This window comes from Nitrosomonas marina (genome assembly GCF_900111605.1).
Lineage (GTDB): Bacteria > Pseudomonadota > Gammaproteobacteria > Burkholderiales > Nitrosomonadaceae > Nitrosomonas > Nitrosomonas marina_A.
Genome location: NZ_FOIA01000006.1, coordinates 1 through 14,677 on the forward strand (window position 1 = coordinate 1; position 14,677 = coordinate 14,677).

The following is a 14,677-nucleotide window of genomic DNA, read 5'->3' on the forward strand; positions in this document are numbered from 1 at the left end:
GATAAAAACTTATACCAATATCGACATTTAGTGGAAAATGCATTCTTACATCTGAAGCGTTGGAGAGGCATTGCAACACGATACGCAAAGAATGCTGCATCGTTTCTGGCGGCTGTCCATATACGGTGCATCGCTATTTGGGCTAGTATCTCATGACGACACTATCTAGTGAGCAAATCTGCTTGGTTACACAGATTTGCTCAACATTTGGCGTGGGTTTATTTGGTAACCTGGGTATTAGCGGAAGTATCGGTACTGGATCATTATGTGAAGGTATCACTCAGGCGGGTGGTGTTTTTGTAGAAGGTGGAGCAGGTATTGCTGGTAGTGGTTCTATTACTACTGATGGTGAGGGAGGAAATTCACTCCTGAAAGGTATCATTGGTATTGGTATTGGTATTGGTGGCGCTGGTGGGGTCATTAGTTGTTTTTCAAGAACTTTCTGTTTCAACTAATCAGCGGTGAGATTCGAAATGAATTATCTACTAAAAAATGTAGCTCCTTGGAAATTACAGTTACTAAAGATTGGCGTAGTTGGCCTTTTAATAGTTATAGTAGGTTTTATTTTATTCATTCTTGATTTTTATATATTTGGCAAACTACTTATATATATAGGTTTCATAATTGGCTTTGTTGGAATAGGGCTGAGTTTTTACGCATTAATTTTCAAGCCAGGTAATGGGTCGCGCTAGTAAATTTTGCCTCCAGCAGAATGGGTAAAAAGTTTGGTAGAAAATACAAAGGTTCACTGCACTGGACAGATTTAATAGTTCTGTTTGGTCCACACCAAGCATCAAGTAAAAGCGTATCTTGCAAAGAAGCTCGGTTCTAACTCAATTAATTATGAATTGAGTGAAAAAATGACAGGAGGTGGTAACTGGATACTGACGCAGAAGAAGTCTGATGACAAATCACGCCAGGTATTCCATGTGAAGCTCTGTGACAACCAGTGAGAGAGTAAAGGACAAGGTTTGAACTGTTTGAACTGCTAGCTCGGTTTTGCCTGTACACTTTCCCAGATATGTTTTTTGTAACTTCGTTGTGTCTTGCCATAAGTATTTAATACGCATTGGCCTCACCTGTCTTCGACTGGTATAATTCCACCCCAGTAAATCATCTGTAACAGCTTTATTTTTGAGGAATTATTGTATGTCTCGCTCTATCCGTAATATCGCGATCATTGCCCACGTGGATCATGGCAAAACAACACTGGTTGACAAGCTATTGCATCAGGCGGGGACATTTGCTGCGCATCAACAGGTTTCCGAGCGGGTGATGGATTCGAACGACCTGGAGCGTGAACGCGGAATAACAATCCTGTCCAAGAACTGCGCGATTGATTACGAGGGATGCCATATCAATATTGTTGATACACCAGGGCACGCGGACTTCGGCGGTGAAGTCGAGCGCGTATTGTCGATGGTCGATGGTGTATTGTTGCTGGTGGATGCCGTGGAAGGACCAATGCCCCAGACGCGTTTTGTGACCAAAAAAGCGCTCGCGCTTGGATTGAATCCTATTGTAGTCGTTAACAAGGTGGATCGACCGGGCGCTCGTCCGGACTGGGTCATTGATCAGACATTTGATCTGTTCGATAAACTGGGTGCCAATGATGTTCAGCTTGATTTCCCGGTGGTATATGCCTCGGCATTGAACGGCTATGCCTCGTTGGATGGTGCCGAACCGGGTGATAATATGCGCCCATTGTTTGACACCATCATTAAACATGTCAGCGCCCCCGAGGGCGATCCGGACGGACCGCTGCAGTTACAGATCAGCACGTTGGATTATTCCAGTTTTGTCGGGCGTATCGGTGTCGGACGCATTCGGCGTGGAAGATTGAAACCCGGTCAGGAGGTCATGGTGATGACGGGTGATAACAAAGCGAAAAAGAAAATCAACCAGGTGCTTTGTTTCCGGGGACTTGAACGTGAACAGGTAAGTGAGGCGCTGGCGGGCGATATTGTGCTGATCAACGGCATTGAAGAACTCAGTATCGGGACAACCATTGCCGATATTGATCAACCGGAGGCGCTACCGATCAGTATGGTGGATGAGCCCACAATATCAATGACGTTTCAGGTCAACACATCGCCATTTGCCGGACAGGAAGGAAAATTTGTGACCAGTCGGCAACTACGCGAAAGGCTGGAGAAAGAATTGCTGACCAACGTTGCCATGCGCATGGAAGAAACGGGCGATACCGATGCTTTTCTGATCTCGGGCCGGGGCGAGCTGCATTTGACGATTTTGCTCGAGAATATGCGGCGTGAAGGTTATGAGCTGGCGGTATCACGCCCGCGGGTGGTGGTGCGCGAAATCGACGGTGAAAAGTGTGAGCCGTTTGAGATGTTGACGGTCGATGTCGAGGAGGGACACCAGGGTACTGTGATGGAAGCACTCGGCGAACGGCGCGGTGAGTTACAAGATATGGTTTCGGATGGTAAAGGGCGTGTGCGCCTTGATTACCGCATTCCCGCGCGCGGCATGATCGGTTTTCAGTCGGAGTTCATGACAATGACGCGTGGCACTGGTTTGATCAGTCATGTTTTCGATGAATTCGCGCCGATGCGTTCAGAGATTCCGCCACGCCGTAACGGCGTGCTGATTTCAGGCGAGCATGGAGAGGCGGTAGCTTATGCGCTATGGAAGCTTCAGGATCGCGGCCGAATGTTTGTCAATCCGGGTGATCGTTTGTATGAGGGTATGGTGATTGGCATTCACAGCCGGGACAATGATCTGGTTGTAAACCCCATCAAGGGCAAGCAGCTGACTAATTTTCGTGCATCGGGTAGTGACGAGGCCGTTGTTTTGACGCCACCAATACAGTTGACGCTGGAATCGGCTATTGAGTTTATTGCTGATGATGAACTTGTTGAAATAACACCAAAAACCATACGTATCCGCAAGAAATTACTGCTTGAGCATGAGCGCAAACGTGCATCACGTGCGGCTGCCTGAGGAACCAATTGGAATCACACGAGTCCGAATTGTGTACGGAAAACTTGTTAAGCTGGAAGTACATGGCAGATAAGCCCTTGTCATTTCACGTGTTTGGTCTTGACAAGCTAACTGCTCATAGGCAAAATGCTGCCTCTTGTCTTTAGGTGTGGCGAATTAGCTCAGTGGTTAGAGCAGCGGAATCATAATCCGTTGGTCCGGGGTTCAAATCCCTGATTCGCCACCATCCGGTAGTATCTTTTGAATTTAAACGCTTGAACGTCTTGGATTGAGTGTTCTGAACAGCATGAACAAAAAGCGCGCGCTGAAGTGCATTCTCATGATCGGGCTGGTATTTGTAATCAGTAATGGCTATGCGCAAGTTGCCAGAAGCTTTCCCGTAGACAGTAGATTTGGCAAGTTGAAGTCCCATTCGTATCCCGAATTTAAAATCGACAAGGTAACTTTGATAATGGGCGCTGGCGGGCAAATCCGGGACAGACACAACCTGCTGGTCATGCCGCCGATGCTGACGAAAAAAGATCATAAAGGCTATATTCGGTATCAGATGGACAATATGGGGTTATTGCATCGCGTCTGGTTCTTGACGCCGGAAGAGACTCAACTGGCGCAGGAAGAGGAAAAGCTGCTTAAAAAACAAAATCCACAAAAAAAATTTTCTATTCCATTCTTTCAGTGAGCAACAAACTTTATATCAAAACTTTTGGCTGCCAGATGAACGAGTACGACTCGGATAAGATGGCCGATGTGCTGCATGCTGCACATGGTATGGAGCCAACCGACGATCCGGCGCAGGCGGATCTGATCCTGTTTAATACCTGCTCGGTAAGAGAAAAAGCGCAGGAAAAGGTTTTTCACGATCTTGGACGTGTCAAGCATTTGAAAGCGAAGAATCCGGATCTTCTCATCGGCGTCGGCGGTTGCGTTGCCAGCCAGGAAGGAAAAGCAATTATCAGCCGGGCACCGTTTGTTGATATTGTTTTCGGCCCGCAGACATTGCACAGGCTGCCGGAGATGATAGAACAGCGCAAAACAACCGGACTGTCCCAGGTGGATATTACGTTTCCAGAAATTGAGAAATTCGATCATCTGCCGCCAGCACGTACCGAGGGTGCGACAGCTTTTGTATCTATTATGGAAGGTTGCAGCAAATACTGCAGTTTCTGTGTAGTGCCGTATACACGCGGTGAAGAAGTGTCCAGACCGCTGATTGACGTATTAACCGACATTGCCGTGCTTGCAGACCAGGGCGTCAAGGAAATTACACTGCTCGGACAGAATGTCAATGCTTATCTGGGCGTGATGGATGACGGCGATATCGCAGATTTTACCTTGCTGCTTGAATGTATCCACGATATTCCCGGTATTGAACGTATTCGGTATACCACTTCACATCCAAAGGAGTTTACTGCGCGCTTGATCGAAGCATACAGCGCGTTGCCCAAACTGGTCAGCCATTTGCATCTGCCGGTGCAGTCCGGCTCTGATCGCATGCTGGCTGTAATGAAGCGTGGGTACAGCGTGCTTGAATATAAATCAATTATTCGTCGGCTGAGGACGATGCGGCCGGAAATTTCACTGTCATCCGATTTTATCGTCGGCTTCCCCGGCGAAACAGAAAGTGACTTCGAAGCGACGATGAATCTCGTTGAGGAAGTCAATTTTGACGATTCATTCAGTTTTATTTACAGCGCCCGCCCGGGTACGCCTGCTGCAGATTTGCCTGATGACACCCCGCATTCAGTCAAACTGGAACGGCTTCAGCGCTTGCAGTCGCAAATCCATCAGCAATCCCGGAAAATCAGTCAGCGTATGGTCGGCAGTAAGCAACGCATTCTGGTTGAAGGCTTTTCCAAGAAAGATAACAGCGAAATTTTTGGCAGAACGGATAATAACCGCGTCGTTAATTTTGCCGGAAATAAAGCGTTGATCGGCCGGTTTATTGACGTTCGTATTACCGATGCATTGTCACATTCTCTGCGTGGTGAAGTATTGGATGGATAAATCGCGTGCATTTTACTTGCAAAGTTTGCATTCTGCTGAGAGAATTGGATTGTCTTAACAGCAGTACCTGACCTTGAAACAAAAGCCCATAGAAATTTCATTTACCCCCGCAGACAATCAACGGCTGGCAAACTTGTGCGGAGCGCTTGACGAGAACCTGAAACAGCTTGAAACCGCGCTTGATGTAACCATTTCCCGCCGTGGCGAGCATTTCAGCTTACAAGGTGCCTCTGACCAGACACAACTGGCAGCACAGGTACTACGTCGTTTTTACAATCAATCCCGCCAGCATCTGAGTCGTGAACAGATTCAGCTCGGTCTGATTGAGGCCAAGAATCCCTGGAGGAATCATACTCGAATCAGCGAAGACGATACTTCCGATATGGAAAAGGCGTCACCGGCGCTTAAGACCCGGCGGACTGGCTTGTATGGGCGCACGCAGCGGCAGACGCAATATCTTCAGCAAATTCAGAATCATGATATAACTTTTGCCATCGGACCGGCGGGTACCGGAAAAACTTATCTGGCTGTTGCCAGTGCGGTCGATGCGCTGGAACGGGAACAGGTGTCGCGTCTGGTTCTGGTCAGGCCCGCAGTCGAAGCCGGTGAACGACTGGGCTTTCTGCCAGGTGATATGACGCAGAAAGTGGATCCCTATCTCCGTCCGCTGTATGATGCACTGTATGATCTGATGGGGTTTGACAAGACCAGCAAGCAATTTGATCGTCAGGTAATTGAAATAGCACCGTTGGCTTTTATGCGTGGCCGCACATTGAATCAGTCATTTATCATTCTGGATGAAGCGCAGAATACCACGCCGGAACAAATGAAAATGTTTCTGACGCGTATAGGTTTCGGCTCCAAGGCTGTGATTACCGGCGATGTTACCCAGATTGATCTGCCCAAGCATCAGAAAAGTGGTCTGGCGGAAGTCAGGCAGGTATTGAAGGATATACGGGGCATTGCATTTACCCAGTTTGATTCAGAAGATGTTGTCAGGCATCCACTCGTTCAACGTATCGTTAATGCATATGAGAAGCATGATTTAAAACACAAAGATGGCGAATAATTACGTATTATTCAATTGACGATGCAGCAATCTTTCCAACTTGACGTGCAATTTGCGGTCGGTCGAGCGATTGAGAAAACATTACCAACACGTACACAGTTCAGACGCTGGACGAAGCTTGCACTTGAACGGGAGGCAGAGATTACAATCCGTGTGGTGAATATCGCTGAAGGTCGTGATTTGAATTGCCGTTATCGCGGCAAAGATTACGCGACTAACGTATTAACCTTTGTTTATGACGATACCGATCCGCTGTCCGGCGACATTGTGTTGTGCGCGCCGGTGATTGAACGGGAGGCGCTGCAACAGCATAAACCGTTGATGGCGCATTATGCGCATATGACCGTTCATGGCGTATTACATCTGCAAGGTTATGATCATATTGATGAGAATGATGCGCAGCACATGGAAGGCAGAGAAATCCAGATTCTCGCATCGCTGGGTGTCCAGAATCCCTATGTAGTATCAAGCGAGGTGGCTGTTTCAAATTGATTTTCGAATACCGTTGCAAGGATCGAATCGTACGAGTGATACGCAAAGAATGATTTTCGTGCCGGATAAATAAACATTCTGAATCTGCTTTATGGTGGTAGCGATAAACACGACTAATTATCGGGCAACCTGTAATATATACTTTAACAATCAGATAGCAATCAAATATGGATGATCCCTGGCCTAAAACGGGTTGGCTTGAGCGTGTTGGCGCAATGCTCATGCGTGAACCGGAAGACCGGAAGCAGTTGATCGCATTATTGCATTCAGCTTTTGAACGAAACTTGCTTGACTCGGATGCGCTCAGCATGATTGAGGGTGTCATGCAGGTGTCAGAAATGCAGGCACGCGATATCATGATTCCACGCTCTCAAATGGATGTTATCGATATCGGTCAGACACCCGAAGAAATTATTCCGTTTGTGATAGAAACCGCGCACTCGCGGTTTCCTGTCACCGAGGGAAGCGAGGACAACGTTATCGGTATCATGCTGGCCAAGGATTTGCTGCGCTACTATGCGGGTGAAGAAGCATTCAATCTGCGCGATATGCTGCGTCCGGCTGTGTTCATTCCCGAATCAAAGCGGCTCAATATATTGCTCAAAGATTTTCGTAAAAACCGGAATCATATTGCAATTGTCGTCAATGAGTACGGAGGTGTTGCGGGATTGATTACTATCGAAGACGTGCTCGAGCAGATCGTCGGTGAAATCGAAGATGAATATGATTTTGATGAAGACGAAGATAATATCGTACAGGAGCAGACTGGCAGTTACCGGATCAAGGCGATCACGGAGATAGACAATTTCAACGAGATCGTGGGGGCCAATTTCAGCGATGATGATTTTGATACAGTCGGCGGTCTCGTTCTCAGTAAATTCGGTCGGTTGCCAAACCGGAGCGAATCCGTTGTCATCGATAATATTAAATTTACGGTGCTGCGTGCAGACAGCCGCAGGCTGCATATCCTGAAAGTCGAGAAATTGCCGCCAGAATCTGAGTCGGTTGCTTAGGCAGTTAATACTCCCCGTTTTTTTGAAACGCGATCAACGCTTTCCTGAAGCGTGAATGATGAAGACTGGTAGATGCCAAAAATTACTACACGTACCTATGATTCCCAGGCGTTTGAGTCACTGCACCGTGATGGATTGCCACCGGTTCTGGCGCGTATTTACGCAGCACGTGGCATCGGTCATTCGGCGCAGCTAGAGATGGCGCTGGCGCGTCTGCTGCCATTCGATCAAATCAGAAACATTCACTTGATGGCAGGCTTGCTGGCTGACGCGATCAAGGCCAGAAAGCGCCTGCTTATCATTGCCGATTATGATTCTGATGGCGCAACTGCCTGCGCCGTTGGAATCCGGATATTGCGCATGATGGGTGCCGATGTCGGTTATCTGGTGCCGAACCGGTTTGAATATGGTTATGGCCTGACGCCCGAGATTGTTGATCTTGCATATACCACGTCGCGGCCTGACATACTGATCACCGTGGATAACGGGATAGCCAGTATCGATGGCGTACAGGCGGCAAAAGCGCTGGGAATGCAGGTACTTATTACCGACCACCATTTACCCGGCGATGAGCTACCCGAAGCGACCGCCATTATCAATCCCAATCAACCCGGATGTCCATTTCCAAGTAAACATATCGCCGGTGTTGGCGTGATTTTTTATCTAATGCTGGCACTGCGCGCCGAATTTCGTCAAAGGGGCGCCTTCGACACAGACAAGGAACCCAAACTTGCCGGTTTTCTGGATTTGGTTGCGCTTGGTACGGTAGCTGACGTTGTCAAGCTCGATGATAATAATCGCATCCTCGTTCAGCAGGGTTTGAGGCGGATTCAGGCCGGCCTTGCCTGCTCAGGAATTAATGCGCTGCTAAAAATTGCGGGACGCAAAGTACAGCAGACATCTACGTATGATCTGGGATTCATTCTCGGGCCCAGACTGAATGCTGCCGGGCGACTCGATGATATGTCACTGGGAATCGAGTGCCTGATTACAGACGATGCCGGCGCTGCTGAGCAAATGGCGCGGCAACTGGATGCGCTCAATGTGCGCCGACGTGAAATCGAGTCGAATATGCAGGATAGCGCATTGTCCAAGCTTGAAAGTTCGCTGCACGCCGAGAGTGCGCGGATTCAGTCTGCTTACAGCGTATGCCTGTTTGATCAAAGCTGGCATCAGGGTGTAATCGGTATTCTGGCGTCTCGTATCAAAGACAGATACCACCGACCGGTTATTATTTTTGCGCCGGGAAATGACGGCGAGATGAAAGGTTCCGGACGTTCGATACCAGGATTTCATTTACGCGACGCACTGGATCTGGTTGCTAAACGTTATCCTGAGATCATTGTGAAATTTGGCGGTCATGCTGCAGCCGCCGGCCTGACGATTGTTGCAGAACGTTTTGTGCAGTTCTGTGAAGCTTTTGAAACAATCGCCCAGTCCCTGCTGACCGAAGCGGACCTGACGCGTGTCATTGAAACGGATGGCGAACTGGATGAGTCGGACATGAATATGGAGCTGGCGCAGCACCTGACTCGTCAGGTCTGGGGGCAGGGGTTTCCTCAGCCGACTTTTAATGCTGGTTTTTATGTTGAAAGTCAACGGGTAGTAGGAGAAAAGCATTTGAAATTAAAGCTTAGAAAAATGCCCTCAGGCAGCATGCCTGCACAGGATTTAACCAGCGGTATCAGTTATGATGCAATATTGTTTTTTCATAATGATTTACTGCCCGATGTAATCAACGCAGTGTACCGGTTACAGATCAACGAGTTTAATGGCAGAACGATGCTTCAATTATTGCTTGAACACTGGTCACAAGCGGAAGCAAAGTCAATCGGTTAATATGACATGGCATGAATTTAGAAGAATTATTTCAGGGCAGTGAATTATTTCATCTGCCACACTTTGTGACAAGTCTGGCAATAGGTTTGCTGATTGGTATTGAACGAGAGCGCAGTTCAGCTGCAAAAGCGGGAGTGAGGACATTTGCGCTGGCTGCGATGTTTGGCACACTCGCCGCCATGTTGTCGGAAAAAACAGGTGCGCCCTGGTTCCTAGTGGGCGGGTTGCTGATTGTGGGAATAATGACTATTACAGCCTATGTTCGCACGAACGCCGACAGCACCACTGATCCGGGCACAACGACTGTTGTTGCAATTGCAATATGTTACGGTTTGGGGGCCATTGTCTGGTATGGCGATACAACCCTGGCAGTCATGCTGGCCATTATTGCTACGATATTGTTGTATTTCAAAGCAGAACTGCATGGTATTACCCAGAATCTGGGGCGGCGTGATCTGGTTTCAATTTTGCAGTTTGCAGTACTGACGTTTATTATTCTTCCTATATTGCCCGATGAGGAATACGGCCCTTATCAGGCTTTAAATCCGTATCAGATATGGCTGATGGTGGTATTGATTTCTGGTGTCAGTCTGTCAGGTTATGTGGCGTTGCGATTGTTAGGGGAACGTCATGGTGCGGTATTGCTGGGTTTGCTCGGTGGTCTGGTCTCCAGTACGGCAACCACCCTTGTATACACAAGACTGAGCAGCAACAGTCAATGTTTCGTGCAGTTGGCAATTGTAGTTATTTTAATTGCCAACCTGACCGTGCTGATCCGTCTGGCGCTCGTCAGTTCAGTCGTCTCGGTCAATATATTGCCGCAGCTGCTGCCGGTACTGGGGGCCGGTTTATTGTTAGGTATTGGTGTCACTCTATACTGGTGGTATCGGCTTCGTGAACATAGCGATATGCCCGTCCCGGAAATCAATAACCCGACAGAGTTGCGCACAGCTGCAGGGTTCGGCGTATTGTATGCCATTGTGTTGTTTCTGGCGGCATGGTTATCCGATGTGGCCGGCGTTCACGGCTTGTATGCTGTTGCACTCGTTTCCGGTTTGACGGATGTCGATGCCATTACACTGACCAGCCTGCGTTTGTTTGAACTGGGCAAGCTTGAAGCAGCAGAAACGGTAACCGCTATTTCTCTGGGTATCATATCCAATATTGCTTTTAAGATTGGCCTGATTGCTTTTATCGGCAACTCATTCATTGTCTGGCGTTGCGCAACCGGCATGCTCGCCACAGCTGCAGGTATCGGGTTGGCGCTGATTGTACTTGTTTTGTAACTGTATTTTGGTGTGGCTATAGCTATCAGATTAAGCCTGAGTGCGCGAAATGAGAACAGGAATACCCTTTTTTTCCCGGATTGCCTGTTTCAATGTTTCATGATCGATTTCAAAATTGCTCGAGAGGTTCTTTTGACTTCTTTTGTCTGCCAGAAATTCGTTGATGGCATCAAAGACACTTTGCTGATAGTCGGAATACTTTGCTTCGTCTTCTTCCAATGGCGGATGCAGCTCGATATATAGCTGGTTGAGAAGCCAGCCCAATTTGATTGGCTGATTGACAATATTCACCTGGGTTCCGACCGGAACCTTGTCAAACAGGTGTTCGATATCTTCCGGATACAGGCGGATGCAGCCTGACGATACACGCATGCCAACGCCGTATGGTTTTACCGTACCGTGAATAAGGTAACTGCCCGAACCAATGCTCAGCCGCATGGCGTAGCGACCCAGTGGATTGTCAGGCCCAGGTGGCACGACATTGGGAAGTGGCGGTTCGCCATTGGCAATTCGGTCTTTCTTGATGGATTCCGGAGGTGTCCAGGTTGGGTCCTTTTTTTTCTCGGTAATTCGTGATATGCCAAGCGGCGTTTCCCAATCCATTCTGCCAATACCGATCGGAAATGTCATGACCACAGGCTTTTCACCTTTTACCGGTGTCGGGAAATAATATAAACGCATTTCCGGTAGATTCAGGACGAGCCCCCTGCGTTCAGCCATGGGGAATATATGCCTGCTGGGTAAAATCACTGTCGAACCATCTTCAGGCATCCAGCGGTCGACAGCGGGGTTGGCCAGTACAATCTCAGTTTGGCCAATGTCATACATGCGCGCAATATCCAGCAGCGTATCTGTGCGGCCAGCCTGAGTTGTGCGTATCTGGCCAAAAATATCGATATCCTCAGGAGGCAGGACCCATGTTTCAGCGTGCGCGGTCGTATTCGCGCAATGGATAACAAAGGTGAAAAACAGTAAAAAGATTCTAACCATGTGTTATTTTGCCTGTTCTTTCGAAGTAGATCGTTACAGGCCGAATAATAACTGATATTTTTAGTTTAAAACAGGTGAATAGAATCGGCTTTACGCTGATACTTTAAAACAACTGAAAGAGTCCTTGTATGATAGTGAATGCCAAGTAACTAAATATTCAATGCCTGATGCACTAATAAATTACGGTATGGTTTTTTACAGCCAGATTCCATGGCCGGCTATACACGTGAACCTGTCTGGTGGTTTGTTGTTGATCGTTGACTAACCGGCCATCGATATGTGCCCAACCCAGAATTCCTTCGCTCAGGTTGTAAGCATCAAGGCCCTGCTGTCGCAGTTGACGGGTATACTGCCCACTGCGGTAACCAATCGTACAATAAACAACAACCGTCCGGTTTTGGTATTTGGCGGGATTTTCCTCGAAATCATCCTTGGTGATAGCGCCCGGTATTACAGAAATGCGGCGCTCTTCCGGTGTGCGTACATCAACGAGTACAAGTTCAGAATTTGCTTTGTTTAATAACGGGCGCAGCGACTTATTGGAAATGGTGGGAATATCGCCGAATTGGATTGCTACCAGCGAATATGCAGTTTTCAGGAACACTGCCGATGAGACTGCGCATGCTATGACCAGACCAGTCAATCCAAGTAAAAAAACACCTGTGATATATCCGATGGTTCTCATACCCGGTCAACTGCCATGCTGAAAAGAAAAAATGAATTTTTTGGGTGGTTTTTTAAGGCAAAAGCAGTGTGAAAAAAAAATACGAGTATTCAGATAGATTCTGAATCGGGTCTATATCCGGAAATATAGACCCGTATGAAAATCAATATTCACTAACCGGTATATTGGCATCAGCAACAATTTTCTGTGCATCTCCACATTTTACACGGACGATTTTCCCATCCTTGGTTTTGGTCATGCTTTTAACCGTTTCGGTGGGCTTTTTGCCTTTGCAGTTCATCCAGTTCAAAATGTCTTCAGCTGAAACCGGGGTCAGGTCAGATTCCAGGTTTCCACTGGCCATTGTGGTTGTTGAGCCAAAAATAAACAATGCGGCAAACGCAGCAACTACCATTTTTTTCATTTTAGTTCCTCTCCTTAATTAATTTTTAAAATCACTTTACCCTGTCTGGTTGCGCCCAGGTAATGCGATATGCCATAACTAAAGCTTGAATACCTTAATCATGACCGTAACATAAAGGCCACGACAATATGACAGATATAAAATATCACCTAACTATTTTACTTTTTTATTTTGCTTTTGCAATATTAACACTCCATATAATTGCAGTCTAGGCTGTTGTTCTTTGTTGAATTTGCGGGTGGAATGTTGATTGTGCGTCAGGGAGAAATTCCGTCCCGAGTGTCAAAAAACGATACACTTGACGGATAATTGAAAAATTACAGATAGAATTTAGTATTTACACGTACACAGATTATTAACTACACATTACTCTAAAATGATTTGGAAACCGAATGTAACCGTTGCCGCTGTCGTTGAGCAAGAAGGCAAATTCCTGCTGGTAGAAGAAACCGTGTCACCAGAGACAGTACCATTATTAAACCAGCCGGCCGGTCATCTGGAAGCAGGTGAGTCGCTGGTTCAGGCTGTTGCTAGGGAAACACTTGAGGAGACTGGTTATACGTTTACACCCGAATGGCTGGTGGGTATATATCACTGGCATTCCAGCGACAATGATACCACTTACCTGCGCTTCGCATTTTCAGGATTTGTCTCGGATTTCGACCCGGATTATGTGCGGGAAGCATGTATAGTGAAGGCGAGCTGGTATGCAATGCCGCAGATTGATGAACTGATCATGCGCCATCGAAGTCCGCTGGTAAAACAGTGTATTCAGGATTTTTCTGCAGGAAAGCGCTATCCACTCGAGATATTGATGCATTACAACTGATTTGATGTGATGAAAAAGAAGCAAGTAATTGTGGGTTTGTCGGGTGGTGTTGATTCCTCGGTTGCAGCCTACCTGCTCAAGCAGCAGGGATATGCAGTTACCGGTTTGTTTATGAAAAACTGGGAAGAGGATGATACGGACACATACTGCTCTTCGCGGCAGGATTTGCTGGATGCGGTCTCCGTAGCGGATATACTGGATATTCCCATTGAAACGGTCAATTTTTCAGATGAGTATAAGGACAGGGTGTTTTCAAATTTTCTGGCCGAGTACAAAGCCGGGCGCACCCCCAATCCTGATGTGCTGTGTAATGCCGAGATCAAATTCAAGGCTTTTCTTGACCATGCGCATCAATTGGGCGCTGATTATATAGCGACAGGCCATTATGCACAGATAAGAACATTTGGCTGTGCGTTTCAACTCCTTAAAGGAGAGGATGGCACCAAAGACCAGAGTTATTTCCTGCACCGTCTGAACCAAAAACAGCTGGCCAGGACATTGTTCCCGATTGGCCATTTATATAAACGTGAAGTGCGCAAGATCGCCAGCAGCCTGAAACTGCCAAATAGTGCCAAAAAAGACAGCACAGGTATCTGTTTTATTGGGGAGCGGCCATTCCGGGAATTTTTGAGCCGTTATTTGCCGCACGAGCCGGGCAGTATTCAGACACCCGACGGTGATATCGTCGGCAAACATCTTGGTCTCATGTACTATACAATTGGGCAAAGACAGGGCCTGGGCATCGGCGGGACGCGCAACGGTACCGACGAGCCCTGGTTCGTTTGCGGCAAGAACATGGAAAAGAATGCATTGATTGTGGTCCAGGGCCACGAGCACCCCAGTTTATTGCAATCATCTCTTGCGGCAACGGATTTGACCTGGGTTAGTGGCGAAAAACCACATTGTGACTGGGTTTATGCTGCCAAAACCCGTTACCGCCAGAAAGATGCGCCCTGTACCATTGCTGAATTCAATGGTGCAGAATGCCGGATTGACTTTGCGCAGGCTCAATGGGCAGTAACACCCGGACAGTCTGTGGTGGTCTATGAAAGCAATGTATGTCTGGGGGGCGGCATCATAGTCGAATAGTTCTTCCGATATTCGTT

14 protein-coding genes, 1 tRNA gene and 1 pseudogene are annotated in these 14,677 nt (G+C 47.5%); 13 read left to right on the forward strand and 3 right to left on the reverse strand.

The window, feature by feature from the left end; all coding sequences use genetic code 11:
- The 11 genes and pseudogenes from BMY62_RS03915 to BMY62_RS03970 form a co-directional block, all read left to right on the forward strand.
- Positions 1–156: pseudogene (locus BMY62_RS03915) on the forward strand (IS5/IS1182 family transposase); the annotation flags it as partial.
- The gene (locus BMY62_RS03920) at positions 153–455 is read left to right on the forward strand and encodes a hypothetical protein (protein WP_143058747.1); all 303 of its coding nucleotides are present in this window, start codon (positions 153–155) and stop codon (positions 453–455) included. The pseudogene BMY62_RS03915 and the gene BMY62_RS03920, both read left to right, overlap by 4 nt.
- A gap of 694 nt (positions 456–1,149) precedes the next feature.
- Positions 1,150–2,961 carry a translational GTPase TypA gene (gene typA / locus BMY62_RS03930; protein ID WP_090656887.1) on the forward strand — a complete coding sequence of 604 codons (1,812 nt, stop codon included), beginning with the start codon at positions 1,150–1,152 and terminating at the stop codon, positions 2,959–2,961.
- Positions 2,962–3,111: 150 nt separating this feature from the next.
- A tRNA-Met gene (locus BMY62_RS03935) sits at positions 3,112–3,187 on the forward strand.
- 60 nt (positions 3,188–3,247) lie between these two features.
- Positions 3,248–3,640 carry a hypothetical protein gene (locus BMY62_RS03940; protein ID WP_090656891.1) on the forward strand — a complete coding sequence of 131 codons (393 nt, stop codon included), beginning with the start codon at positions 3,248–3,250 and terminating at the stop codon, positions 3,638–3,640.
- Positions 3,637–4,965, forward strand: coding sequence for a tRNA (N6-isopentenyl adenosine(37)-C2)-methylthiotransferase MiaB (miaB, locus tag BMY62_RS03945; protein ID WP_090656893.1), 1,329 nt, complete (start codon positions 3,637–3,639; stop codon positions 4,963–4,965). Before BMY62_RS03940 ends, miaB begins: the two co-directional genes overlap by 4 nt.
- Positions 4,966–5,038: 73 nt before the next feature.
- Positions 5,039–6,034, forward strand: a complete 996-nt coding sequence (locus BMY62_RS03950) for a PhoH family protein (RefSeq protein ID WP_090656894.1) — start codon at positions 5,039–5,041, stop codon at positions 6,032–6,034.
- Positions 6,035–6,055: 21 nt separating this feature from the next.
- Positions 6,056–6,526: an rRNA maturation RNase YbeY gene (gene ybeY, locus BMY62_RS03955; RefSeq protein ID WP_090656895.1), complete on the forward strand. Its 471-nt coding sequence runs from the start codon at positions 6,056–6,058 to the stop codon at positions 6,524–6,526.
- Positions 6,527–6,693: 167 nt separating this feature from the next.
- Positions 6,694–7,539 (forward strand): HlyC/CorC family transporter, encoded by an 846-nt coding sequence (locus BMY62_RS03960; protein WP_090656896.1) that lies wholly within the window; start codon positions 6,694–6,696, stop codon positions 7,537–7,539.
- Between the two features lie 72 nt (positions 7,540–7,611).
- Positions 7,612–9,378, forward strand: a complete 1,767-nt coding sequence (gene recJ / locus BMY62_RS03965) for a single-stranded-DNA-specific exonuclease RecJ (RefSeq protein WP_090656898.1) — start codon at positions 7,612–7,614, stop codon at positions 9,376–9,378.
- A gap of 11 nt (positions 9,379–9,389) precedes the next feature.
- Positions 9,390–10,664 carry an MgtC/SapB family protein gene (locus BMY62_RS03970; RefSeq protein WP_090656900.1) on the forward strand — a complete coding sequence of 425 codons (1,275 nt, stop codon included), beginning with the start codon at positions 9,390–9,392 and terminating at the stop codon, positions 10,662–10,664.
- A 30-nt stretch (positions 10,665–10,694) separates the two neighbouring features.
- On the opposite strand, the gene BMY62_RS03975 is transcribed toward BMY62_RS03970, so the two are convergent.
- The 3 genes from BMY62_RS03975 to BMY62_RS03985 form a co-directional block, all read right to left on the reverse strand.
- Positions 10,695–11,654 carry a L,D-transpeptidase family protein gene (locus tag BMY62_RS03975; protein WP_090656901.1) on the reverse strand — a complete coding sequence of 320 codons (960 nt, stop codon included), beginning with the start codon at positions 11,652–11,654 and terminating at the stop codon, positions 10,695–10,697.
- Positions 11,655–11,826: 172 nt separating this feature from the next.
- Positions 11,827–12,339, reverse strand: a complete 513-nt coding sequence (locus BMY62_RS03980) for a rhodanese-like domain-containing protein (protein WP_090656902.1) — start codon at positions 12,337–12,339, stop codon at positions 11,827–11,829.
- Between the two features lie 142 nt (positions 12,340–12,481).
- Complete coding sequence (locus BMY62_RS03985) at positions 12,482–12,742, reverse strand: hypothetical protein (RefSeq protein ID WP_090656903.1); 261 nt, start codon at positions 12,740–12,742, stop codon at positions 12,482–12,484.
- Positions 12,743–13,118: 376 nt separating this feature from the next.
- On the opposite strand from BMY62_RS03985, the gene BMY62_RS03990 reads away from it, so the two are divergent.
- Together BMY62_RS03990 and mnmA are read left to right on the forward strand one after the other, a co-directional pair.
- Positions 13,119–13,571 (forward strand): NUDIX hydrolase, encoded by a 453-nt coding sequence (locus BMY62_RS03990; protein ID WP_090656904.1) that lies wholly within the window; start codon positions 13,119–13,121, stop codon positions 13,569–13,571.
- A 9-nt stretch (positions 13,572–13,580) separates the two neighbouring features.
- The gene (gene mnmA / locus BMY62_RS03995; protein WP_090656906.1) at positions 13,581–14,660 is read left to right on the forward strand and encodes a tRNA 2-thiouridine(34) synthase MnmA; all 1,080 of its coding nucleotides are present in this window, start codon (positions 13,581–13,583) and stop codon (positions 14,658–14,660) included.
- Positions 14,661–14,677: the final 17 nt, after the last annotated feature.